This is a genomic window from Trichocoleus sp. DQ-A3, assembly GCF_039961975.1.
Lineage (GTDB): Bacteria > Cyanobacteriota > Cyanobacteriia > Cyanobacteriales > FACHB-T130 > FACHB-T130.
Map to the genome: position 1 here is coordinate 89,907 of NZ_JAMPKC010000019.1, position 23,942 is coordinate 113,848.

Genomic DNA, 23,942 nt, shown 5'->3' on the forward strand with positions numbered 1-23,942 from the left:
AGAGACACGGCAGTGTCGTGTCCCTACTTACTCAATACTGGCCTCTAAACGCCAATACACACCATTTTCCCGCTGCATCAGTTTAGAGGCTATCAACTCTCGCCGCAGAGTGGCGCAGTCAGGATAGTGGCGCTTGATGATTTCATTCACCTGAAGTTCTGGGTAATTAATCCCGATTTCAAATTGGTTTGCCAACCACTTGAGAATCACTTGGCGTTTTTTACGACTGGCAGGAATTTCTTTCAAGCGAAGGACGCGATCGCATCCCGTTTCGCTAACGTCCTCAAAAAAGTTTTTCAATACCTTGCTCTCCCATGCTTCCCCTTCTACATCTTCGACGAGAGAAGCCATGTTATCTGGGGTGAAAATCTCTTTGCTAAAGTTTTGCAGCGCCTCGCTATTGAGTCGATACAAATGAGTATTGCCGTCAGGGCGCATATTCACCAAATTGAGTTCTTTCAGTTTACCCAAATGATGGGAGACAGTCGGCTCCTTCAGTTTCACAATCGCGGCTAATTCTTCGACGCTGCATTCCCGATTCGCCAGAATCCCCAAAATCTTCAATCGGCTTTCGTCAGCGAGAACCTTGAAGAAGCGTAGCAGGGTTTGAAATTCCGCTTTTTCCATCGTTTTACTTCTAATTAGATATGTATCTAATTAGAAGTTTATCTAATTAATTGTGCGGTATGCAAGTCATCTTTCACAGACGGCTAATACCGGAAGCCAAACCGCGACAGACGCCGGTCAGAAAGTTTAAATCCAGGGTTTCTATGGTGTCGCTCGGTTGATGGTAATGGGGATTTCGCATAAATGCTGTATCTGTCACCATCATTGCTTTATAGCCTAAATCCCAGAAGGGCGAATGATCGCTCAGTCGCGTTGAGCTGACGATTAAACCTTTATTCGGCACCGGCAACCATTCGCTTGGAACTCCAACTTTACGAATGTTGCGGCTAAGGTGAATTAGATCGGGAATGCTCGGCAAATTGCCAATCAAAGCAATGTAATCACCTCGATTCGGGTAAAAGCGTTCTAATCCGGCCGGATAGCGTTGCGAACCAGGGGCGGAGTTGCAATATCCCAGCATTTCTAAGGAAAGCATCAAACGAAGTGATTGTCCTTGTTGCTTGAAATCAGATGCATATTGCTGACTCCCTAGCATCCCGTATTCTTCCATATCAAAAGCAACCAATCGCACCGGGTATTTTGCAGGTTCTGCTGCGAAAATTCTCGCCAATTCCAATAGCGCGGCGACACCCGTGGCATTATCATCTGCGCCTGGGGTTCCAGGTGCAGCGTCATAATGTGCGCCAATAAGAATCGGTGGCTTCTGATTATTTGTCGCCGCTGGTAGATTCAGAATGAGATTCTGATGATTTTGACCGCGAATGCTGAACTCGTGGGTTTCTACAGTTCCCCATTGTTGCAGTTGTTCGCGGATGTAATGCTGTACGTAGAAATGCCCCGAACTGGCGAAATAAGGGTCGCGATCGCGTACTATCTGGGTGAGATGCGATCGCAAGTTTTCTTTTAAATCCAATTGTCTATTGCTCCTAAGTTTCTAACCAAGCGCTCAAATCATTTACAGAGGAGAAATCCCACAGCGCTTCGCCCAAATCTTCTTACTGGGGGAATGGATAATTGCTGAATTTTAGTTTGTAGTTCGGGAGCGAGCGCGCCAAACCGACGGGTAAGCTGATGCATAATCAATGCTACCCTTTCTCATTGCTGTCACTTTTGGCGGATATTTTGATAAATTACCGAACCTTGCATAATCTCCTCTCTAAATAATTGGCTAATCAAATCTTTTTCAAAGCCTGATACTGTTTATAGTATCTACCGCCAATCCTGAGCATGGAGATTCATCTGATGACGACTTACGCTCACCGCTCATCGAACGCTGTTTGGCTCCCTTTGTCACTCTCAGCTTGGCAAGATACCTATCAAACGCTGCATTTGTGGACACAAATTATTGGTAAAATTCGGTTAGCATTAGCCCCGAAAATCAACCATTGGTGGCACTCGACACTGTATGTCACCACCCCTGGACTTACCTCTGGCCCAATTCCTAACGGAACACGCAGCTTTCAAATCACCTTTGATTTTCTCGCTCACCAACTCAAAATCGAGACAAGCGAAGGTACAACCAAAAGTCTGGCACTTGCTCCTCGCTCGGTAGCTGATTTTTATCAGGAAGTGATGAACACCCTGAAGGATCTCGGTATCGAAGTGCAAATCTGGACAATGCCCCAAGAAATTGCCGATGCGATCCCATTTGAGCAAGACCATCAACATCATGCTTACAATCCGGAATCTGCTCAACGCTTCTGGCAAATTCTGGTACAAGCCAATCGCATCATGACGGTGTTTCGCTCCCACTATATTGGAAAGTGCAGTCCTGTCCATTTTTTCTGGGGCAGTTTCGATCTGGCTGTGACTCGCTTTTCGGGACGAAGGGCACCCGAACATCCAGGAGGTGTACCCAACATGGCAGATTGGGTAACGCGAGAGGCTTATTCCCATGAAGTCAGCAGTTGTGGTTTTTGGTTTGGGGGTGGTTCAACAGAAGCCTTATTTTATGCCTACGCCTACCCAACACCAAGAGGATTTAAGGATTATCCAATTCAACCACAGTCTGCATTCTATAGCCCGGAGCTGCAAGAATTTGTCCTGCCCTATGAGGCGGTGCGACAAGCAGACGATCCAGATACAGCCGTGCTGCAATTCCTACAAAGCACTTATGAGGCAGGGGCGAATTTGGGAGATTGGGAGCGAGCTGCGTTGGAAGATACTCCAGTAGTGAGAAAATAAGGCGAGTCTGCGATCGCTTGTATTTGTATAGGGGATGACAATATCTCCGCTTTTTTCCGCGTCACTTCATAGAGAATTGGTATCACCAGGCGATCTAATGATTGACAAAAGAAGAAATCCAACCGCGCCTCGCCCCAATCTTCTCACTGGAGAGCAGACCGACGTGATTGATAAAAAAAGGGATACGGTAATGCCGTCCCCCTTTTTAAGCCTAAAAAAATTGAATTTCAAACGCCAGAATTGAGAATAAATTACCTCAGCTTAGGGGCAATTTTAAACAGACAAGGCGGAGGAAAAAGCCTTGGACTGAGTGGGGTGGAGTAGATACTCAGAGTCAACTTTTTCAGCAGTCAAGGGCACCAGTTGCACCGCACAAGCTTTCAGTTCCGGTTGCAGTGATTCGGGACAAGATTCGGCATGGGTGAGGGCGTTCGCTTCGGCACCATCTGCCCAAAGAGCGCCCCAGTGCATGGGGACAAAGGTAACACCGGGAGCGATCGCCTTGGTGACTCTGGCAGGGAATCGCGCCGTGCCTCGACGGGTTCGCACTTCCACCCAATCATTCTCCTGAATCTTCAGAGAAGCCGCATCGCGGGGATGAATTTCAATGAATGGCTGCGGGTGCATCTGCCGAATTTTATCAATTCGTCCGGTACGGGTTTGGGTGTGCCAGTGTCCGTAAAGTCTGCCCGTCGTCAGAACAAAAGGATAATTGGGATCGGGCGGTTCTGCCAGCCCCCGCGAATGATAGGCTCCAAACCGCGCCCGTCCATCCGGCGTCGGAAAGTGAAAATCCGTGTAAAGCCGTTTTGAGTTTTGAGTTTTGTTAGCGTAGCGATGCGTAGCACATTTTGAGTTTTGAGTTGAAGAGTTTAACGGAGAACTCAAACTTGGGGTATCAAAACTACGATCGGGACAGGGCCACTGAAGCGGACCTTCTTGCGCCAGTCGTTCGTGACTAATGCCGCTCATATCACAGACGCGATCGCGTGTCAACTTCACATATTCGGCATAGATAGACGCTGGCGTCTCGTAGGGAAATTTTTCAGCAAAACCTAAGCGCCGTGCGACTTCTGTAAATATTTGCCAATCGGGTTTGGCTTCTCCTGGGGGAGTGCGAAATGCCTGACACAGCGTGACCACTCGCTCGGAGTTAGTCATCGTGCCAGTTTTCTCGCTCCACTGCGCCGCCGGGAGCAAAACGTGAGCAAAGGCGGCGGTTTCAGTGGGGTAGTAGGCGTCTTGATAGACCGTAAAAGGCGATCGCTGCAATGCGGCTTTCGCACGTTCCAAGTCAGGTAAACTGACAGCCGGGTTCGTAGCGGCAATCCAGAGAACGCCCACATCTCCGGTTTCCAAACCCGTGATAATGTCCCACGCCGTGCGACCCGGATAGGGCGAAATTTGTCCGGCGGGGAGTTGCCAAAACGCTTCAAGTTCCGCTCGATGTTGGGGATTTTTGACCACTCGATATCCGGGCAGAATGTGGCAAAGACCGCCGGTTTCCCGACCGCCCATCGCATTCGGTTGACCCGTCAGCGAAAACGGCCCTGCACCGGGTTTGCCAATCTGAGCCGTCATCAGGTGCAGATTCACGATCGTTCGCACCTTGGCAGTGCCTTCAGAAGACTGATTCACGCCCATCGACCACAGAGACAGCACGCGCTTCGACTGTGCCCAGTATCGAGCTGCTGTTTCCAGGTCAGAGATGGAAATACCGCATCGTTCGGCGACCACTTCCGGTGGATAGTGCTGGATGACTTCTGCAAAAGCCGGAAAATTCGTCGTGCAGTCTTCAATGAAATAAGTATCAATCGCGCCCCAACGCATCAGCAGGTGAGCGATGCCATTGAGTAGATCCATATCGGTGCCTGAGCGAATCGCTAAGTGCAAATCTGCTGCCTCAGCGGTGTTCGTCCGGCGCGGATCGACCACAATCATTTTGACGTGGGAATTTTTTTTGTGGTGTTTCCGCAGGCGGTTAAAAACGATCGGGTGGCAATCGGCGGTGTTGCTGCCGATGATAAAAGCACAGTCGGTTAAGTCTAAATCTTCGTAGCAGCAAGGGGGGCCATCTGAACCAAAGCTTTGCATATAACCCGCAACGGCAGAGGACATACACAAGCGCGAGTTGGAATCAAAATTATTCGTGCCCAGACACCCTTTGAGCAGTTTTTGAGCAACGTAGTAATCTTCAGTTTGCAGTTGCCCGGAGCCGTACATACACACGGCGTCCGATCCTTGAGTTGCCAGAACGTTTTGCATCTTGCTCGCGACGAGATCCAAGGCTTCCTCCCAGGTGGCGCGGCGGAAAGGTTCATCCAGGGAGTCGCGGAGCATCGGATGGAGAAGGCGGTCTTTGGAAAGGGACTCGGCAACGGTAGCACCTTTGACACACACCATCCCGTGACTGGAAGGGTGCGCGCGATCGCCCTGCACTTTCCAGATGGGATTCCCTTGAGCATCCCGATGCGTTGGCTTACCGGCTTGCGCTGGAGGTGTCACCTCCAATCCACAGCCGACGCCGCAGTAAGGGCAAAGGGTTTTTGTACTGTCAGTTGTCATTCGTCAGTCGTCCGTTGCTAATTGCTAATTGCTAATTGCGATTAGCCATACTTTCATCGCTTGTTGGGGATTACCCATTGGATAATACCTAACAAGCGATGACTAATCATCATCATGAGCAAATCGGTTGAACAGGAAGTCGAGGGCGTAGTTTCGCAGGTTGTAATATTCCGGATCTTCCATAATCCGGGCACGATTGCGGGGACGGGGGAAAGGAATCTTCAAAACTTCGCCAATGTTTGCCGATGGCCCGTTGGTCATCATCACCAGCCGATCTGCCAAGAAGAGTGCTTCGTCGATGTCGTGGGTAATCATCAAGACAGTAACTTGATGTTCGCGCCAGATGGTCAGCAACTCCTCTTGTAATTCTTCCTTGGTGATGGCATCCAAGGCTCCGAATGGCTCATCCAGAATTAATACTTTAGGGCGAATCGAGAGCGCACGAGCGATCGCGACTCGCTGTTTCATCCCTCCAGACAGCTGAGATGGTTTTTTATCTGCTGCTTCAGTCAGCCCCACCATTGCGAGGTGATCCCGAACGATGGTGACTTTTTCCGACCGGGGTTTACCGGGATAGACAGAATCCACTGCCAGGTAAACGTTCTCGAAGGCAGTCAGCCAGGGAAGCAGGCAATAGTTCTGGAACACCATCATCCGGTCTGGGCCGGGTTCGCGGATTTTCAGGGTTTCCAGGCGCACTTCACCGTCAGTTGGCTTGTTGAAACCTGACACCATGTTTAACAGGGTGGATTTACCGCAACCAGAGTGACCAATCAGGCAGATAAATTCGCCTTCATAGACGGTGAGATTTACCCCATCCAGAACGGTATACGGCCCGGTAGGAGTGGGATAAACCTTGGAAACATCTTCAATGACCAAAAACGGGTCGCGGTTGACGGTTTCTTGGGTTAGTTGGGTGACGACGCCAGTGTTGTTCAAAGTGTGCATGGGGAGGTGAAGGTTGTTAATAGCTAATCGCGAATTGTTCTTGCCATAGTTCCATTAGCGAATGGCTAATGACTGATTACTAACGACTCGCAACTAAGGGGTCGATGTTAATCTCTTCGATACGAATTGGACGCTTAATTTCCAAGCTATTGAGGTACTTAATGGGATCGTCGGGATTGAAAATGGTGCCATCAAACATTTGCATGGGTGCGCGATCGCGTCCGATATCCATTAAGCCGAGTTCCCGCGCCGCTTCCCTAAATACATCGATGCGCCGCACTCGTTCTTGAATTTCTAGCCAGTTTTTGGGGAACGGAACAATTCCCCATCGTGCTAGCTGAGTCATCACCCACAGTCCTTCCTCCGGTTCTGGAAAGTTCGCTTTATCGACAAAGAACTGGTTATAACGCAACATCTGTTCGGGTGCTGCGCCCGTCCCGCGAATGTAGGGATCGATAAAGCCGGGACGGGTGTATTCTGGGGCGGAGCCGATGTATTGCGGCTGACACAGTAAGTTGACAATTTCTTCCCGATTGCGTCGGTCATCGCAGTATTCGCAAGCTTCCAAAAGCGCTTTTATCAATGCGATATGAGTTTGCGGGTACTTATTTGCCCATTCTTCCTGGCATCCGAGTACCTTCTCCGGATGTCCCGCCCACAACTCCATATCGGTGGCGATGACAAAACCGAGTTTTTCATGAACGGCGCGAGAGTTCCAAGGTTCGCCGACACAGTAGCCATCAATACTTCCAGATTTCAGATTGGCGACCATCTGGGCGGGTGGAATCACCGTCAAACTGACATCTCGGTCGGGATCGATGCCGCCACTTGCCAGCCAGTAGCGCAGCATCATGTTGTGCATAGAGGCAGGATGCACCACTCCGAGCGTATGGATCTTGTCGGGAGTTTGCGCGATCGCTTCCTTGAAATCTGCCAAGGTGCGAACGCCGCGATCGTACAAATCCTTACTGAAGGTAATCGCATTGCCATTGCGCGATAAAGTCATCGCCGTACACACGGGCAGTGGCGGGCCATCGGCTCCCAAGGTCATTGCCATCGGCATTCCGGCAACCATCTGGGCAGCGTCTAGGCGTCCCGTCGCCACCCCTTGCGCGATCGCTTTCCAACTGGGTTCGCGATTCAGCGTCACATCTTCTAACCCGTGCTTGGCGAAGAAACCTTTTTCTTTTGCCACCACTAAAGGGGCGCAGTCAGTTAGGGGAATAAAGCCAATTTCCAGATTGACTTTCTCCAACCCATTCCGGGCAACCACCGCCGGTTGCGTTGCTTTGCGCTGCTTGGCTTTTTTCTGCTGGTTGAGGAAGTAAATCATCTCATTCCGCAAGCCGTAGTAGCTGGGATGATTGACGACCTCCATGCGCTTGCGTGGGCGAGGGATGGGAACGTCCAGAATCTGTCCGATATGGGCATCTGGGCCGTTGGTCAGCATCACAATTCGGTCAGACAGTAGCAGCGCTTCGTCCACATCGTGCGTCACCATGATCGCGGTGACTTTGCTTTCCTGGCAGATTTGCATCAACTTTTCTTGCAAGCCGCCTCGTGTCAAAGCATCCAGCGCCCCGAACGGTTCATCGAGTAGCAGCAACTTGGGACGAAGGGCGAGGGCACGCGCGATCGCTACCCGCTGTCTCATTCCCCCCGATAGCTGACCGGGTCGTTTATCCGCAGCGTGCCGCAATCCCACCAAATCGATGTGATGCTCCACAATCCCCTTGCGCTCACCTCTGGGCCGGTCCTGTAATACTTCATCTACCCCCAGAGCGATGTTTTCCCGCACGGTGAGCCAGGGAAGCAGCGAATAATTTTGGAACACGACCATTCGGTCTGGTCCCGGCGAAGTCACCTGTCGCCCTTCTAAAATCACACCCCCACTCGTCGGTCTATCTAGACCAGCCACCATATTTAGCAGGGTTGATTTGCCGCATCCAGAATGTCCAATTAAAGAAACAAATTCACCTTGTTTGATTTTCAGGTCAATATTCTTGAGTGCCACATAAGTACCGCCATTGGCAAGCGAGTACACCCGGTCAACATGGTCAATTTCTACAAAGACAGACATAGCAATAGGGCTGAGGTATGAGGACTGAGAGAAGTGAGGACTGAGGTATGAGGGCTGAGGACTGAGAGAAGGAACTAAAAGAGGAGTCAGGGATAAGGATTGAGGATGAGTTGAGAAGTTAAGGGCGAAGAGTTTACTTAATACTTCCTACTCAGTCCTCAGTCCTTACTTCTGTTCCTCTGGTACAACTTTGGAGGCGACGAAACCGACCAGCCTATCTAGCAGCAGACCTACAATGCCGACATAGACAAGCGCGAGAATAATTTGGCTTAGTAAAGAGTTGTTGTAAGCATCCCAGATGAAGAAACCAATTCCCACACCGCCTACCAACATTTCAGCTGCAACAATTGCTAACCAAGACAAACCAATGCCAATTCTCAGTCCAGTAAAGATATAAGGAACCGCTGCGGGAAAGAGAATCTTAAAGAAATACTTCTGCTTAGAAAGCCGCAATACTCTAGCAACGTTTCGGTAATCTTGAGGAATCTGCTGCACTCCCACGGTGGTGTTAATAATAATGGGCCATATCGACGTGATAAAAATTACAAAAATAGCTGAGGGATTGCTTTGTTGAAATGCTGCCAGAGAAATCGGTAGCCATGCCAGAGGGGGAATGGTACGCAGAACCTGAAAGAGGGGGTCTAAAGCGCGGTAAGTAAACTGATTGGTACCAATCAAAATCCCCAACCCAATCCCAACTAAGGTAGACAGAGAGAAGCCAATCGCTACCCGTTGTAAACTGGCGAAAATTTGCAACGCCAAGCCTTTATCCGTACCGCCATTATCAAAAAATGGATTGATAATATAGGGGTTCCAAGTTTCTCTTAGTACTTGGATTGGCCCTGGCAAACCTTTAGAACCCGGAGGGCAGAGGATTTGCCAAAGGATCATAAAAGCTGCAAGTGCTAGCAGCGGTGGCACAATGTGTTTAAGTTTCTTCTGAAAGAAGGTTCCGATTAGCTTCTGGGAATTATTACTTGAAAGGCGATTCTCAGTTCTAGCAGTCATTCTCGCTCCTAATTGTTAATCATATTGATTCGTCATTGGCTAGCAAACAGCGAATAGCCGATTCCTCTGGAACTATTCGCTATTCGCGATTTATGCCTTCTTAATCTTGAGACTCTTCAAGTATTCCTCTGGCTTTTCGGGGTCAAATTTGACGCCATCAAAGAACGTTTCAACACCGCGAGAACTGCTAGTCGGAATTTCTGAAGCAGGAACTCCTAGTGCTTTGGCTGCCTCTTTCCAGAGGTCTTCCCGGTTCACTTTGTCAACAAGTTCTTTAATGTTGGTGTCAGCAGGAATATTCCCCCAACGGATGTTTTCAGTTAGGAACCAGGTGTCGTGACTCTTGTAGGGATAAGAAGCGTTATCTGACCAGAACTTCATCAGTAGCGGACTATTCTGCACGACCGGGCGACCATCGCCGTAGTCAATGTTGCCTTTGGAGCGTTCGATAATATCTTTGGCTGGGACTTTAAACCATTTTGCTTGGGAGACAATTTGGCACATCTCTTCTTTGTTTTCTGCCTTATCGCACCACTGCTGGGCTTCTTGGATTGCCATTAGCAGTGCTTTGGCAGAATTGGGATTTTTATCTACCCAATCAGCCCGCATCGCAAAAGCTTTTTCGGGATGGTCTTTCCACAGTTCTCCCGTTACCAAGGCGGTGTAACCCTGCCCTTGGTTCACCAGCTGGGCGTTCCACGGTTCGCCTACACAGAAGGCTTCCATGTTGCCCGTTTTCATATTCGCTACCATCTGAGGCGGTGGTACGGGGACTGTAGAAATATCCTTGTTTGGATCGATGCCGCCTGCTGCTAACCAGTAGCGCATCCAGAGGTCGTGGGTACCACCAGGATAGGTAATAGCTGCCTTGAAGTCATTTTTGCCCCCAGCTTTGGCAAAGGCTTCTTTGAGTCCTTTGCTGTCTAAGCCAACTTTGGATTCTTTGTAAGTATTGGCAACAGAAATTGCTTGACCATTGGTATTTAACCGCGCCAGGATGTACATCGGCACTGGCTGCTTGTTCTTGGTTTGTCCCAAGCTCATAAAGTAAGGCATGGGGGATAAAATATGCGCCCCATCAATCCCACCGGCGTTACCGGCTGTGCCTAGCTCCAAGTTATCGCGGGTGACGGGCCAGGAAGCTTGCTTGACAACCTCAACCTCTGTCATGCCGTATTTGGCAAACAACCCTTTTTCCTGGGCTACAACTAGGGGCGCGGAATCCGTTAGAGCAATAAATCCTAGCTTGGCGGTGGTTGTTTCTACTTTCGGCGCGTTGGCTGCCGTGCTGGTGGCAACGGGGGAGGATTTTGAAGCGGACTTGGCGCTATCGGTCGGGCCGGAACTACAGCCATGAGCTAGCAAGCTTCCGGCTGTGGCTGCGCCTGCTGTAATGATAAATTGCCGTCTAGAAACTCTGCTCATATTTCTCTTGGAAGTGGTAACTCGGTGGTACGTAGTCGGGAATTGGTGGTAGGGAGTCGCTAAAAGCTTCTTTGCCACCCCTAGAAACGAGGAGTTGCCCCAAACTGTTCGATCAATAAATTCCGCAATACAGGTTTGAGGTCTTCGCAGGGAATGCTTTTCTGGACGCAGGTACCCAAATGGGCTTCTTTACCAACTGTGCCTCCCATGTAAAGATCGACACCTTCTAAGGTTTTGCCGTTTTTGCGAACTTTTGTCCCCATCAAACCGATGTCGGCTACTTGAGGCTGACCGCAGGAGTTGGGGCAACCAGTCCAGTGAATCCGCACGGGTTTGGTTAGAGATAATTCTGCTCCCAGTTCTGCAATCGTTGCCAGGGCGCGGTTTTTGGTTTCAATTAAGGCGAAGTTGCAGAACTGTGACCCGGTGCAGGAGACTAGCGATCGCGCTAAGGGATCGGGATTGATCGAGAATCGTTGTAGCAGGGGTTCGGCTAAGCAGGCGTCTAAGCGCGAGTCGGGAATATTCGGGATGATGACATTTTGCTCAACGGTGAACCGCATTTCGCCGTTGCCGTAAACTTCAGCCATCCGAGCCAGGTCAAACATATCCTGGGCATAGAGACGCCCCACGGGAACGTGTAAGCCGACGTAGTTTAAGCCGGGTTGCTTTTGGGGGTACACGCCGATGTGGTCGCGCTTTTCCCAGTCAATTTCGTCTTTTTCGGCGGCTGGTTGGAGAGGCTTCTCCAGATATTCTTCTACCAAGGCTCGGAATTGTCCTAACCCCAATTCATCGATCAGCCACATCAGCCGTGCTTTGTGCCGATTCGATCGGGGACCGCGATCGCGAAAAACTTCTAAAACGGCTCGGCATACCTCTACAACATCGTCAGGATGCACCCAAGCATTGAGGGGAATGGCAGCATCACACCGCTTGGCAGAGAACAAACCACCGACGAGGACATTAAACCCAAAGATGCCCTCTTTGTAGGCGGGGACGAAGGCAAGGTCGTTGATTTCGGCGTGAACCGAGTTGTCGCGGCAACCCGCGATCGCAATATTGAATTTCCGAGGCAGATTGCTGAAAGCTTTGTTGCCTTCCCCATGATTCGTAATCATGTCCTGGACTTGCTGCACAAGACTTCGCGTATCAAACAATTCATCCGCATCAATCCCCGCAACTGGCGAACCCGTGATGTTGCGGACGTTATCCATCCCCGACTGAATGCTGGTCATCCCGACTCGCTCTAACCGTCGGAAAATTTCTGGCACATCCTCGATTCGGACTCCCCGCAGTTGGATATTTTGCCGGGTGGTGATGTCGCCGCTGCCATCTTCACCGTAACGCTGCACAATCTCGGCGAGCATTCGCATTTGATCGCTGGTGAGGAGACCGCTGGGCATCCGCATCCGCATCATAAATTTTCCGGGCGTAACGGGTCTGAAGAAAATCCCTACCCACTTGAGTCGGTGGTCGCGGTCTGTTTCGTCCATCGCCTCCCAGCCAACCTGGGCAAAATGTTCAATTTCTGCCTTTACCGCCAGACCATCTTTCTCTGCTTTGAATTTTTCAAATTTATTAAGACTTGCTGTGGGCGTGGCTGTGCTTGTCATGGGTGTGTCCTCATTACGTGGCGCTCGAATGCCCGCAAACGGATAATCTTGTGTTTGTCAATTGCTCGTTGATGATAAGTTATGCAAACTCAACTGTGAAATTCGTATAAGAAATTACAAAATGTTAATACAAATGAAGTTTTTGCATCGATCGGATGCCATTTAGTCATGACATCCCCCTTAAGGAGGATTAATGATTTACATAAGAAATTCTTGTGGCGAGGGGTTTTGGGGAAGCGATCGCGACCCCAAAACCCCTATCAATGCAATCATTGAGTTTCCCGCAACTCACAGCCGTCAAATAAGAAAACTCATACAAAAGCGATTTGCCTCCCCTTGAACGAGGAGTTAAGCAATTTTGTGAGAATTTACAATCGTTAAAACCGGATTACAAGGAAATATTCAAACCGTTAGTAGGGAACGCTCTTTTGTACGATAGGCATAGAACGGGTACGAAACTCGGCAAATTACTAAATGATCATCCCGACTTCTGTGCTGGCAGATTTGCTGCAAGTCCTGCCCCAGCTGCGACCTCAAATGTATTTCAAGTCTTCCTTAATCGCCTTATCTCATGCGATGGAAGACCAGGTTCTGGCATCTTTAGACCAGCATCTGGTGATTGCCAGTTTCCAGCGAGAGCGCTTCTATCGTCAGGAGGCTCACCGTTACCGACGGATTGCAGAACGGACAGAGCAGTTATATGTGTTGGCAGCCCCAGAAACCGACTTTAGCAACAGTTCGGAAGCTTACGAAACTGTTGCGTTTGAGCCAACCGATGGTTTAAGTCAAGAGTGGCACTTAGTGGTGATCGGGCAGAATTATGCTACCTGCTTGGTTTGTCGAGAACGAAACCTAACAGAGGATGGGCGATCGCGTCAGGGTGTAAGAGGAAAGACCGCAGCTAGAAAAGGAATCGCACCCGCGTTTTCCCCTAGCCGCCGCACTTCTGACCTTCCTCGAACCACCTCCCGATTGCGGATGTCATCGTTTGAAGGGATAGACCCCGCCCGCCGGTTTGAGGGAATCTGGACGTTCGATCGGCAAGTCAGTTGCATCGTTGCTGAATTATTACTCAATCGGATTTCGCAGTACCGTCCGGAATTGGCTCAAAAGCTCGCTCAAGCACGAAATATTTACGGCATTCCTTCGAGGGGAGAGTTTTTAGAAACTTCCTTTGGAAAAACCGATCGGGAAGCAGCGAATCGGCAGAATTTTTTAGTTCAAAACTCCGTACAGCCACAGGCGCCAAAGGAACCCTCCGCCCAAACTCCAGAGTCTCTAACCGACAATCCCGACCCCTTTGTTCAGTGCCTAGTCACTTACTTGCAAGCGGGGCAGTACAAGCTGCTCAAAGCTTATCGCTCAATTTCCGCCCAAGAACGCAAAGAACGCCTAGTCAACTCGATTACGGCTGCCATCCGGCGGGGTAGCCATACGGGACAGCCGTTACACCCGGATGAAATTCTATCCATTGCCGTACAGGAATTAGGACAGGCATTGTTTGCTTGCCGGTGTCTGATTTATCGTGCCGGGGAAATCGATACTTCTGCCACGATTAACCATGAATTTTTGAAAGTGACCGATAACGGGAATTCTCGACTTGCCTCTGCACTCGGTCAGGATTGGCCTTTACAGGAAAATCCTCTATTTCAGGAAGTTGTGCAGAACCGAGAGCGAGTTTATGTTGCCGATACTCATATCGACCCTCGCATTGTAGAAGTGTCGGCAGGAATATCGGTAGGAGTGTCGGAACTTCCTTCCAATCGCCCACTTCAAACTCTGGCGAGCCGCTTTGCTATTCAGTCTTGGCTGATGATGCCAGTGCTATATCAGGATCGGCTACTGGGGATAGTAGAGCTGCATCATTGCGGTGCTACCCCCTACGAGTGGCAGGACGACGAATTAGAACTTGTAGAAGCCATTTCTATTCAAATCGCCGGGGCATTGATTCAAGCCGAAGCCTACGCGAACCTGGAAGACCTCAACCAACAGCTAGAAGCTCTCGATCGCACTCGCAGCAACTTAGTCGCGATTACGGGTCACGAACTCCGCACCCCCCTCTCTACTATCCAAGTCTGCCTGGAAAGTCTAGCGAGCGAACCTGATATGCCCCCGGAGATGCGGCAAGTGATGCTCAGTACCGCTCTCACCGACGCCGAGCGGATGCGTAAACTGGTTCAAGATTTCCTCACCCTTTCTCGCCTAGAAAGTGGTCGGGTGCAATGGCATCCAGAACCCCTAGCGCTGCCAGAGTGCATCGATCTTGCCCTCAGCAGTATCCGCGCCCGCAATTCCGATGGTCAGCTACCAAAGATTATTACTAAAGTGTCTGATTCGCTGCCTTTAGTACGAGCGGATGGGGAGTGGCTGGTCGAGGTGCTTGCCAAACTGCTGGACAACGCTTGCAAATTTACAACGCCTCAAGGAAAAATTACGATACTCGCTGAGTGTAACGACAGCTCAATGCTGGAAGTTACAGTTGCCGATACAGGTCGTGGCATTGAACCCAACCGGCTGGAGGCTGTCTTCGATCGGTTCTATCAGGAAGAAGGCGCTCTGCGGCGAACTACTGGCGGTACTGGTCTGGGACTTGCGATTTGTCGCCAAGTTGTCACGGGTTGGGGCGGTGAAATTTGGGCTGAATCTGCTGGGAAAGACCAAGGTAGTCAGTTTCACTTTACCGTCCCTATCGCGGCAAGACAGTCAGCAGTCAGTAGTCTTTGATGAAATTAGTCAGCAATTAGTAGTCAGGAGTGCTTGACTAATGACCCATGACTAATGACTAAATGACTCATGACTAAATGGCTAATGACAAACTGTTACAGTTCTTGACAGACTCGCAAGACAGGCCTTGCCTCGGTGATAGGATGCCCTAAAACGTTGGGAGAAAAATCTATGCCAGAGACTCTTACTGGACAAACCCCCATATTTGGCGGCGGTACCGGCGGTTTGCTCACCAAAGCTGAACTAGAAGAAAAGTACGCCATCACTTGGACAAGCCCGAAACAGCAAGTATTTGAATTGCCCACTGGTGGCTCTGCCATCATGAACCAAGGTGATAACTTGCTATACCTAGCACGTAAAGAATACTGCATCATGTTAGGCGGTCAGGTACTCCGAGCCAAGTTCAAAATCAACAACTACAAGATTTACCGTGTCTTCCCGAACGGTGAAATGGAGTATCTGCATCCGAAGGATGGCGTCTTCCCAGAGAAAGTCAATCAAGGTCGTCCTTATGTGAATAAGGTAGAACGGAACATTGGTAGCAACCCGGAACCGCCAACGATTAAGTTTAGCGGTCGTGCGACTTACGACGTTTAGCACCTTTTTAATTATTTAGCATTAGTAGGGTGGGCATCCACCCTACTTTTTCGTTAAAGATGATGCGATAAATGGGCGAAGCAAGGGCAATTCTGTTGGGTTAACAGTTTGAATTCAGATATCGCAATTCTCATTTGGGTGCGATACATCTGTAGGAGCATGACAATCCAAAAGCGCCTATCAAACATTAGAACCCCAGGATATTCCACCCAACTGAGAACTGCTATATTTGCTCCCCACGACTTATCCTCCAAGACTCCCCGATAAATTGGGGAAATTAGATAAAACAAAAATACGAGAGTCTAAAGGAGAAAGATGAAGGCTCAACTAAAGCGTCTGGTTCTTCCCTTTTCCCATTTGCGCCCATTTCTGTTTTAACCTGGATGAATAATGGCGGCGCTAGGGCGAATCGCCTCGATCCAGAACGCAAGAAAATTATGATTTTTCCTGATTTTTCCCAATTTTCCGATCTGGCTAAACAGGGTAATTTTGTGCCGGTGTATCAGGAATGGGTGGCAGACCTAGATACACCCGTGTCTGCTTGGTACAAAGTCTGTGCTGGACAGCCTTATAGCTTTTTACTGGAATCCGTGGAAGGTGGGGAAAAAGTAGGTCGCTACAGTTTTGTCGGCTGCGATCCTTTGTGGGTGTTGGAGGCGAGAGGAAATAAAACGACGCAAACCCACCGTGACGGGAGAGCGATCGCGTTTGAAGGCGATCCGTTTCAGGCATTAGCTTACTGCCTAAAGCCGTTTCACCCGGTAACGTTGCCCCAATTGCCGCCCGGAATCGGCGGATTATTTGGCTTCTGGGGTTATGAACTAATTAACTGGATAGAGCCGCGCGTGCCGATTTATCCCGCCTCAGAGGACGATTTACCGGATGGATTGTGGATGCAGGTAGATAACCTGATTATTTTCGATCAGGTGAAGCGGAAGATTTGGGCGATCGCGTATGCAGATTTGCGCGATCCAGATGTAGATTTGGCTCAGGCATATCAACAAGCGTGCGATCGCGTTACTCAACTGGTCAGCAAACTCCAGCTACCTCTGTCGGGAAAAGATACTTTGTTGCAATGGACGCCCCCTGAAAATCGGGAGAAGCAACTCACCTACACCAGTAACACCGGACGCGAACAATTCTGCACCAATGTGGAAAAGGCAAAAGATTATATTCGTGCCGGAGATATATTCCAGGTCGTCCTGTCTCAACAACTCTGTGCCGAATATAGCGGCGATCCCTTTGCTTTATATCGCTCTTTGCGTCTCATTAATCCCTCGCCTTATATGGCTTATTTCAACTTCGGCGATTGGCAGATTATTGGTTCTAGCCCGGAAGTGATGGTGAAGGCGGTGCTGAGTTCTTACGGAGGCGATGCGGCGCTAACAGAGGAGGGGATGAGCGCGACCGTGCGCCCGATTGCCGGGACGCGCCCGCGAGGGAAGACGCCTAAAGAAGATGACGCCTTTGCTGAGGACTTACTTCAAGACCCAAAGGAAATTGCCGAACACGTCATGCTAGTTGACTTAGGTCGCAATGATTTGGGGCGCGTCTGCACCAGCGGCACGGTGAGAGTCGATGAATTGATGCTCATCGAGCGTTACTCTCATGTGATGCACATCGTCAGCAACGTACTGGGAGAACTCGCGCCCGATAAAACCGCCTGGGATTTACTCAAAGCCTGCTTCCCCGCCGGAACCGTCAGCGGTGCCCCCAAGATTCGGGCGATGGAGATTATTCACGAACTCGAACCCTGCCGTCGCGGCCCCTATTCGGGGGCTTATGGCTGGTATGACTTTGAGGGGCAATTAAATACAGCGATCGCGATTCGCACGATGGTTGTTCGCTCTCAAGCCAGTGGGAAACATCAGGTGTCAGTCCAAGCGGGTGCGGGTCTGGTTGCAGATTCTCGCCCCGAAACCGAGTACCAAGAAACCCTCAACAAAGCTAAGGGATTGCTAGAGGCTATCCGCTGTCTTGAATAGAGGCTAAACCGTTAATGGAGTGTAGAGACGCGATTAATCATCGCGTCTGTTTTTCAAGAACAGCCCTCGATCGAGGTTAGAGCGGTTTCATCACCACGGCTTCATAGGGAATCACGCCCACTTCTTCGCTCTTAACGCAGCGAGCGGCTCCCCGCGACAAATCCAGCGTTCTCGGCGCAATGTAAGGGCCACGGTCAGTCACCCGCACGATGACAGCATCCCCATTTTTCAAGTTTGTCACTTTCAAAAAGGTATTAAAAGGCAGAGAGGGATGAGCTGCTGTCAGTGCATCCTGGTTATAGATTTCGCCGTTTGCCGTTTGGCGTCCGTGAAAATAACCGCCATACCAAGAGGCTAAACCCTCTAGTTTGGTATCTGTCTGGGTTAATCCGTGCATTTGGGCTTGAGCTTCCACCAAGGTTAAAGGCGTTTCTCCCAAGGCGAGGCGGAGATTATTTACCCATTCGATTGCCAAGAGTTGGCGATCGCGATTGAAGTTGGTAGCGATCGCGTCGTCAATTACAAACAACTGGTTGTTGCCTAGCTTACCCCCCGGCTTCCCATCCACCAGCGTTGGTTTCAGTTGCGAAGCGTCTACATTGGAGTTTTGCAGGAGTTGCGCGATTCGCTTGGCAAATCGCTCAGCTTGGGGTTTTTCGGGGATTTGAGCCACCAAATGTCCCTTCACCCAGACTTGAAACTGCTCCGGTTCTCCGCTAGATGTGGCAACGCTCTTGCTTTTGCGCCCAGCCAAGGACATCCACAGACCTTGCCGTTTTCCAATTTTTTCATTGATTAAGCGATCGCCTGATGCGCCTTGCTCGCGAATCCGAACGACTGCAACCGGCGAAGGCGTTGTATCGCGAGATTCAGCCCAAGCAGGCAATTTCAACAAATTTTGCATCACCTGCATGATTCTGTCTGGAAAACTCGGCTTTGACGCTCGACTGGCAGGAACTTCAACCCATGAAGCCGACTGAGATAGCATAGTTGGCGCTACTGGCACTTCCTTCGTGGGTGCCGAGCCAGGGCGGCAAAGGACATTATCCACCGTCTCTAGCTTTCGCCTAGATTGTTCGGGCGTTTTGGCTTTATTTGATGAAGATTGGCTCTGATTTCCTCCTAGCTGGAAATCCCAGGAAGGCAAGAACGCACTGAATTTCTGAGAATGTAAACCGCTTAAATAAGAGTACGGTTTCCCCGTTCCTACAGCGTAAACAAACAGAGGTTTATCGCTATCCAGGGGATTATTGACAGCTGAAAAAACCTTGGCTGGAAGTGTTATCGAGAGGTAATCAGGTATACTCGACAACGCCTGGTTAGAGAAAAAACAGCTGACCCAAGAAGTTACCCAAACAAGTCCGAAAAATGGCATTGGCAAAAAAATCTTTAGTTACAATGCACTCTGGATTTGCAAACGTTCTCTAGTATACCAACCTCCTTATTTGGTATATCTGCCATCTGGCTGAGTTGTGCATTTAGACGCGATCCCAGCCTCTAGCTAATAAACCATATAGCAGCGATTTTGACAAGTATGAAGCCACTTAACTTTTACATTGTTGATGTATTTGCCGTAGAAAAATATACGGGTAATCAACTAGCAGTCTTTATAAATGCCGGTGAGCTTTCTGATGTTCAGATGCAACGAATTGCTAAAGAAACGAACTACTCAGAAACCACTTTTATAACCTCTTCAGAAGTTCGAGAGGGAGGTTATGATGTGCGGATTTTTACGCCTGAGCAAGAATTACCGTTTGCCGGTCATCCTACCTTAGGGACTGCCTATATTTTGCAACAAGAAATTATTAATCAGCCGGTTGAAAACTTAATTTTAAATCTGAAAGTTGGACAAATTCCTGTATCGCTGCATTATGGAGAGCAAGCAGTAGAATGGTTGTGGATGCAGCAAAAACCACCTATTTTTAACCAAACCTTCGAGGGAGAGGCACTCGCCCAAGTTTTGAATTTAGAACCTAGCGAGATAGATCCTCGATTCCCGATTCAAGAAGTTTCTACGGGGGTTCCCTTTATTATCGTTCCCTTGAAAACGCACCAGTCCTTAAAGCGAATCAAGGTAAATAAGGATAAATATTTTGATTTAGTTAGCCACTCTCAAGGCAAATGTATATTGGTTTTCTGCCCTGAAACTTATTATCCAGAGAATAACTTGAGCGTGCGCGTGTTTGCAGATTATGCAGGCATTCCCGAAGACCCTGCTACAGGAAGTGCGAATGGTTGTTTAGCTGGTTATTTGGTCCAGCATTCCTATTTTGGAGCAGAGACAATTGATGTCAGAGTTGAGCAAGGATATGAAATTGGCAGACCTTCTTTGTTGTTGTTAAAGGCTCACAAAAAGGCTGATTTCATTGAAGTATCGGTGGGTGGTAAAGTAATTTTAGTTGCCAAAGGGGAATTCGTCTAATTGGTAAGATTTGCTTTGACTCAATCCGGTTTGGTCAAGCATAATTATAGATTGGGTTCGGGTTAGCCAAACCCATCAAATCCTTGTGCATGCGTGGTTTCAGGCATCAAGGCGAGCTACACAGGGAAGGTTTTTAGTCTTAAGTCAACCGGATTTTGCCTCTATTTGTGCAAGTAAAAAAGAGCCTATCTCTTACCAAGAGAACTGTAAAACTAACAATTTTTGAGAAATTTTATGAGTATTATTTTGCACATCACGCAGCGCGAACAGTGGGAAGAAGCAAAATCAACTAAAAAATATTGTGGCGATACGCTGGAATCAGAGGGTTTTATCCACTGCTCAACGCCAGAGCAAGTTATTAATGTAGCGAATAGCTTTTTTCATTCCCAAAGTGGCTTAGTCCTCCTGTGCCTTGATTCGGAGGCAGTTGAGGCAGAAATCCGATACGAGGGATTAGACGAAGGAGAACGGTTTCCTCATATCTATGGATCTTTAAATATCAATGCTGTGGTGCAAGTGCTGGATTTCTCTCCGGGGGATGATGGCTGCTTTGAATTGCCGCCAGAGATTGCTGGGAGTGCTAATAAGGCTTGAAGAACGAGAGCGAGCATCCTCATCTAGCCGCATTCGTTGCCCATTAGAGGCAACCTGAGCCGCATTTCTGGTTGATTTGGGGCTATCAAAGGATTAAATAGGAGCAAGTCCGTTTATCGATTGCTCAATAAACGGACTTGAAATCGGGAATGGCTAATCCCAAAAAACATAGGATTTACAGACGTGAGTTGATTTTCCTCTGGTTGTCGCAAGCGCCACAAGTCGCCAGCGCCACAAGCCGCCAGCTCCACAGAGTTATAGCACCTGCGCCCTCAACCAAGCCGCTGGCAAACTCAGCAGCTTCCGGGAAGTCGGGACGTAAGCTCTGGTGCTAAATACATCGTATTGATTGCGTTCAATCCGATCGAGAATTTGGCTATAGAGCATTAAAGCCGCCGCAACGGGCCAACGAGCATCGGGGCTAAGGGCACCAATTCCCTGTTCGGCTTCAACGTAGAATTTGCGTGCCCGTTGAATTTGGAAACGCATCAATTCGCGCCATCGCTCATCGACTACCCCATTCATCAAATCCTGTTCGGTGTAGTTAAATAACGCTAATTCTTCGAGGGGCAGGTAAATGCGACCCCGACGGGCGTCTTCTCCGACATCTCGCAGGATGTTAGTGAGTTGGTTAGCAATGCCAAGTGCGATCGCTTCCGAGGTCGGAATATAAATCTCTTGATTGCGTTTCCAGGGTGCTGTATACGGTTCCGTATCGACACCCATCACCGCAGTAGACATCAACCCCACCGTACCAGCAACCCGATAGCAGTAAAGATTGAGTTCCTCAAAGGTCTTGTATCGGCTCCGGTAGAGATCCATCCGCTGACCCGCAATCATATCCCGAAATGGTTCAATATCCATCGGGAAGCGTTTCAGCGTATCTACCAAAGCCACATCCGGGTCGTCTAGGGGTTCGCCAGCAAAAACAGATTCTAGCTGTTTTTCCCATCGATCCAAAGTTTCAGGAGTCGTAATCGCAGCTGAGGCACCGTCTACCAGTTCATCGGTGCGACGACACCAAGCATAAATTGCCCAGATGGCACGGCGCTTGGCTGCTGGCATCAGCAGCGTACCCAGATAAAACGTCTTTGCGTACTTAGCCGTAATCTGGCGACAGAGTTGGTAAGCGTCCTCTATTGAAGCCAGCGTTCTCATGCGCGGGAAATTAGACAGTTGCAGCATTCAGTACAGGCACCAGAGATTGTCAGTTTTCCGTTGTCAATTGTCAATTGTCCTGAGTCTGTTGTTCTTTGGTAGCAGGTAATAGATAGTCAGATATTCGGGAGTAGACTCTTTCCCCCTAACCATTACCCACTAACGACTAACGCCTGATCGGTGACCGTTGACGATTGATCGGTGACTACTGACGACTGACTGCTCACAATTGCCTGCGCTGTCAGCTTACCAGAAAGTACGGCACCTTCCATACTCGCTAGGTAACGCTGCATGGTGTAATCACCCGTCAAATAGAAATTCGCAATCGGTGTTTCTTGGGAAGGACGATATTGCTGACGCCCTGGAGTTGCCTTGTAGACTGAACGAGGGGTTTTGACAACGTGATATTTCAGCAACTTGGCTGGGTTCTCACCCCCAAAATGATCGGGAAAAAGTTTTTCCAATTCTGCAACGGTGGCGTCTACAATTTCCCCATCCGATTTGCTAATCCAATCTTTTGCTGGTGCCAGCACCAATTCCAACATTGAGCGGTCGGGGTTCGCATATTCGCGACAGGTGTTGCTCATGTCCGCGTAGACACTAAGCAAGGGCGATCGCGAAAACAGCAGATGGTCAATTTGAGTTAATTTTCGGTCAAACCACAGATGCACGTTGATGACCGGGACACCCTCTAAGCCGTCTAGCTTTTGGAAATACTCCATCTGACGCCAAGATTGGGGCAACATCACCTTCAGGGGATCAACCGGCATCGCAGATACATAAGCATCCGCCGTAATAATTTCATCCGCAGCACCATTTAACCCACGAATCAAGAATCCCCGCACCGTGCCATCGGCATTGAGCAAAAATTCCTTGATCGGCATATTCAACCGCACTTCCCCACCGCGCTCGGTGATGTAATCTACCATTGGCTGACACAACCGCTCGGTCGGGGAACCATCCAAAAATGCCATTTTTGAGCCATTTTTTTCCTGAAGGAAGCGATTGAGAGCGGTCAGCAATATCGTGGCAGAAATTTCATCTGGGTTAATGAAGTTCAGTGCTTTGGACATGGCAATGAAAACTTCTTTTTCTACCCGTGGGGGGATGTTTTGCTTTTTCATCCATTCCGACCACGAGTATTTATCCATCTCTTCAACGTATTTTTGCCCCTGAACCATCGCCGGAATTAAACCAATCCCGAAGCGAATTTTTTCAGGCCAAGTCAACATATCGTTGTTGCCCAAAATCGCTGTGACGCCATTAAATGGTGCCGGAATGTCCGGAAAGTCAAAGCGAGAATAAGTACCGGGGGCATCGGGCTGGTTGAAGATCATTGTGTGTTCTTTCCACTGCAATCGATCTTCAATACCGAGTTCCTTAAATAGCTGCAACATATTGGGATAAGCCCCAAAAAAGATGTGCAGTCCGGTTTCGTACCAGTCGCCGTCTTCGTCTTTCCATGCTGCCACCTTACCGCCTAGAACGTCCTGACGTTCTAGAACGATGGGAGTGTGACCGGCATCTGTCAAATATTTGGCGCAGGAAAGCCCTGCTAAACCCGCCCCAGCGATCGCAACTCGCATCTGATGGTCTACCCTTATAGCTGCTTGCGTGTTTGGTCGCTCTCATTATACGTTGCATTTCGTTACAGAAGATAGCGCTACCCCACTGCAAATCTCTGTAAAGTTGTCACCCTCTCCCGATCGATGAATATTAGCTGCGATCGGAGCGGGGCAATAATGAGAAATTATCGTCCGAGCTGAACCCGCAGGAAAGACCGATGAGTCAAGACAATCCCGATGCACCTCAACCACTCAGCGAACGAGATAGGGCACTGGCAAAGGAGCTTGCAGCAGTACGCGCTCAAAGACAACGTCTGTATGAAAAGCTACAGCAGATTGCAGGTATATAGAGTACATTGAGGTCAGTGCATGAACAGGTAGAATGAAACCTTACTCCATCGACTTTCGAGAAAAAGTAGTCAAAGCATACGAACAAGAAAACAC

19 protein-coding genes are annotated in these 23,942 nt (G+C 49.2%); 7 read left to right on the plus strand and 12 right to left on the minus strand.

Features of this window, described 5'->3' with window-relative positions:
• Window positions 1–27: 27 nt before the first annotated feature.
• The 3 genes from NDI44_RS21960 to NDI44_RS21970 form a co-directional block, all read right to left on the minus strand.
• Window positions 28–627, minus strand: coding sequence for a metalloregulator ArsR/SmtB family transcription factor (locus tag NDI44_RS21960; protein WP_190410253.1), 600 nt, complete (start codon window positions 625–627; stop codon window positions 28–30).
• A 73-nt stretch (window positions 628–700) separates the two neighbouring features.
• On the minus strand, window positions 701–1,540 hold the full coding sequence (locus NDI44_RS21965; RefSeq protein ID WP_190410254.1) for a M28 family peptidase: 840 nt from the start codon (window positions 1,538–1,540) through the stop codon (window positions 701–703).
• A 13-nt stretch (window positions 1,541–1,553) separates the two neighbouring features.
• Complete coding sequence (locus NDI44_RS21970) at window positions 1,554–1,616, minus strand: hypothetical protein (protein ID WP_347276882.1); 63 nt, start codon at window positions 1,614–1,616, stop codon at window positions 1,554–1,556.
• Between the two features lie 253 nt (window positions 1,617–1,869).
• On the opposite strand from NDI44_RS21970, the gene NDI44_RS21975 reads away from it, so the two are divergent.
• A complete protein-coding gene (locus tag NDI44_RS21975; protein WP_190410255.1) occupies window positions 1,870–2,811 on the plus strand; it encodes a DUF5996 family protein in 942 nt (313 codons plus the stop codon).
• Window positions 2,812–3,084: 273 nt separating this feature from the next.
• Here the strand turns inward: NDI44_RS21975 and NDI44_RS21980 are convergent, their stop codons facing one another.
• The 6 genes from NDI44_RS21980 to NDI44_RS22005 form a co-directional block, all read right to left on the minus strand.
• On the minus strand, window positions 3,085–5,376 hold the full coding sequence (locus NDI44_RS21980) for a nitrate reductase (protein ID WP_190410256.1): 2,292 nt from the start codon (window positions 5,374–5,376) through the stop codon (window positions 3,085–3,087).
• Between the two features lie 102 nt (window positions 5,377–5,478).
• Complete coding sequence (locus NDI44_RS21985; RefSeq protein WP_190410257.1) at window positions 5,479–6,324, minus strand: nitrate ABC transporter ATP-binding protein; 846 nt, start codon at window positions 6,322–6,324, stop codon at window positions 5,479–5,481.
• A 79-nt stretch (window positions 6,325–6,403) separates the two neighbouring features.
• Window positions 6,404–8,404, minus strand: a complete 2,001-nt coding sequence (locus NDI44_RS21990; RefSeq protein ID WP_190410258.1) for a nitrate ABC transporter ATP-binding protein — start codon at window positions 8,402–8,404, stop codon at window positions 6,404–6,406.
• A gap of 165 nt (window positions 8,405–8,569) precedes the next feature.
• Window positions 8,570–9,412 carry a nitrate ABC transporter permease gene (gene ntrB, locus NDI44_RS21995; RefSeq protein WP_190410259.1) on the minus strand — a complete coding sequence of 281 codons (843 nt, stop codon included), beginning with the start codon at window positions 9,410–9,412 and terminating at the stop codon, window positions 8,570–8,572.
• Window positions 9,413–9,502: 90 nt separating this feature from the next.
• On the minus strand, window positions 9,503–10,837 hold the full coding sequence (locus NDI44_RS22000; RefSeq protein ID WP_190410260.1) for a CmpA/NrtA family ABC transporter substrate-binding protein: 1,335 nt from the start codon (window positions 10,835–10,837) through the stop codon (window positions 9,503–9,505).
• Window positions 10,838–10,917: 80 nt separating this feature from the next.
• Window positions 10,918–12,453 (minus strand): ferredoxin--nitrite reductase, encoded by a 1,536-nt coding sequence (locus tag NDI44_RS22005; protein ID WP_190410261.1) that lies wholly within the window; start codon window positions 12,451–12,453, stop codon window positions 10,918–10,920.
• A 474-nt stretch (window positions 12,454–12,927) separates the two neighbouring features.
• Between NDI44_RS22005 and NDI44_RS22010 the strand changes: the two genes are divergently transcribed.
• From NDI44_RS22010 to NDI44_RS22020, 3 genes are all read left to right on the plus strand, one after another.
• Window positions 12,928–15,177 carry a DICT sensory domain-containing protein gene (locus NDI44_RS22010; protein ID WP_190410262.1) on the plus strand — a complete coding sequence of 750 codons (2,250 nt, stop codon included), beginning with the start codon at window positions 12,928–12,930 and terminating at the stop codon, window positions 15,175–15,177.
• 171 nt (window positions 15,178–15,348) lie between these two features.
• Window positions 15,349–15,774 (plus strand): photosystem I reaction center subunit II PsaD, encoded by a 426-nt coding sequence (locus tag NDI44_RS22015; RefSeq protein ID WP_190410263.1) that lies wholly within the window; start codon window positions 15,349–15,351, stop codon window positions 15,772–15,774.
• A 437-nt stretch (window positions 15,775–16,211) separates the two neighbouring features.
• Window positions 16,212–17,759, plus strand: a complete 1,548-nt coding sequence (locus NDI44_RS22020) for an anthranilate synthase component I family protein (protein WP_190410272.1) — start codon at window positions 16,212–16,214, stop codon at window positions 17,757–17,759.
• Window positions 17,760–17,835: 76 nt separating this feature from the next.
• Here the strand turns inward: NDI44_RS22020 and NDI44_RS22025 are convergent, their stop codons facing one another.
• Entirely contained in the window at window positions 17,836–18,906 is a 1,071-nt protein-coding gene (locus NDI44_RS22025; protein ID WP_339380757.1) for a septal ring lytic transglycosylase RlpA family protein, read from the minus strand.
• 387 nt (window positions 18,907–19,293) lie between these two features.
• Between NDI44_RS22025 and NDI44_RS22030 the strand changes: the two genes are divergently transcribed.
• Window positions 19,294–20,181: a PhzF family phenazine biosynthesis protein gene (locus NDI44_RS22030; RefSeq protein ID WP_190410264.1), complete on the plus strand. Its 888-nt coding sequence runs from the start codon at window positions 19,294–19,296 to the stop codon at window positions 20,179–20,181.
• A gap of 234 nt (window positions 20,182–20,415) precedes the next feature.
• A complete protein-coding gene (locus NDI44_RS22035) occupies window positions 20,416–20,775 on the plus strand; it encodes a DUF952 domain-containing protein (RefSeq protein WP_190410265.1) in 360 nt (119 codons plus the stop codon).
• Window positions 20,776–21,030: 255 nt separating this feature from the next.
• On the opposite strand, the gene crtB is transcribed toward NDI44_RS22035, so the two are convergent.
• The gene (crtB, locus tag NDI44_RS22040; RefSeq protein ID WP_190410266.1) at window positions 21,031–21,960 is read right to left on the minus strand and encodes a 15-cis-phytoene synthase CrtB; all 930 of its coding nucleotides are present in this window, start codon (window positions 21,958–21,960) and stop codon (window positions 21,031–21,033) included.
• A 125-nt stretch (window positions 21,961–22,085) separates the two neighbouring features.
• A complete protein-coding gene (gene pds / locus NDI44_RS22045; RefSeq protein ID WP_190410267.1) occupies window positions 22,086–23,519 on the minus strand; it encodes a 15-cis-phytoene desaturase in 1,434 nt (477 codons plus the stop codon).
• A 197-nt stretch (window positions 23,520–23,716) separates the two neighbouring features.
• Between pds and NDI44_RS22050 the strand changes: the two genes are divergently transcribed.
• Window positions 23,717–23,848 (plus strand): hypothetical protein, encoded by a 132-nt coding sequence (locus NDI44_RS22050; protein WP_277877452.1) that lies wholly within the window; start codon window positions 23,717–23,719, stop codon window positions 23,846–23,848.
• The last annotated feature ends 94 nt before the right edge of the window (window positions 23,849–23,942 follow it).

Excerpts from the sequence above, each read along its gene's own strand:
- NDI44_RS22015 (WP_190410263.1), top strand. The coding sequence starts at position 15,349 with ATGCCAGAGACTCTTACTGGACAAACCCCCATATTTGGCGGCGGTACC.
- NDI44_RS22035 (WP_190410265.1), top strand. The coding sequence starts at position 20,416 with ATGAGTATTATTTTGCACATCACGCAGCGCGAACAGTGGGAAGAAGCA.
- NDI44_RS22000 (WP_190410260.1), bottom strand. The coding sequence starts at position 10,837 with ATGAGCAGAGTTTCTAGACGGCAATTTATCATTACAGCAGGCGCAGCC.
- NDI44_RS22050 (WP_277877452.1), top strand. The coding sequence starts at position 23,717 with ATGAGTCAAGACAATCCCGATGCACCTCAACCACTCAGCGAACGAGAT.
- NDI44_RS22030 (WP_190410264.1), top strand. The coding sequence starts at position 19,294 with ATGAAGCCACTTAACTTTTACATTGTTGATGTATTTGCCGTAGAAAAA.
- crtB (WP_190410266.1), bottom strand. The coding sequence starts at position 21,960 with ATGCTGCAACTGTCTAATTTCCCGCGCATGAGAACGCTGGCTTCAATA.
- NDI44_RS22005 (WP_190410261.1), bottom strand. The coding sequence starts at position 12,453 with ATGACAAGCACAGCCACGCCCACAGCAAGTCTTAATAAATTTGAAAAA.
- NDI44_RS22020 (WP_190410272.1), top strand. The coding sequence starts at position 16,212 with ATGATTTTTCCTGATTTTTCCCAATTTTCCGATCTGGCTAAACAGGGT.
- ntrB (WP_190410259.1), bottom strand. The coding sequence starts at position 9,412 with ATGACTGCTAGAACTGAGAATCGCCTTTCAAGTAATAATTCCCAGAAG.
- NDI44_RS21975 (WP_190410255.1), top strand. The coding sequence starts at position 1,870 with ATGACGACTTACGCTCACCGCTCATCGAACGCTGTTTGGCTCCCTTTG.
- NDI44_RS21990 (WP_190410258.1), bottom strand. The coding sequence starts at position 8,404 with ATGTCTGTCTTTGTAGAAATTGACCATGTTGACCGGGTGTACTCGCTT.
- NDI44_RS21960 (WP_190410253.1), bottom strand. The coding sequence starts at position 627 with ATGGAAAAAGCGGAATTTCAAACCCTGCTACGCTTCTTCAAGGTTCTC.
- NDI44_RS22010 (WP_190410262.1), top strand. The coding sequence starts at position 12,928 with ATGATCATCCCGACTTCTGTGCTGGCAGATTTGCTGCAAGTCCTGCCC.
- NDI44_RS21980 (WP_190410256.1), bottom strand. The coding sequence starts at position 5,376 with ATGACAACTGACAGTACAAAAACCCTTTGCCCTTACTGCGGCGTCGGC.
- NDI44_RS21985 (WP_190410257.1), bottom strand. The coding sequence starts at position 6,324 with ATGCACACTTTGAACAACACTGGCGTCGTCACCCAACTAACCCAAGAA.
- pds (WP_190410267.1), bottom strand. The coding sequence starts at position 23,519 with ATGCGAGTTGCGATCGCTGGGGCGGGTTTAGCAGGGCTTTCCTGCGCC.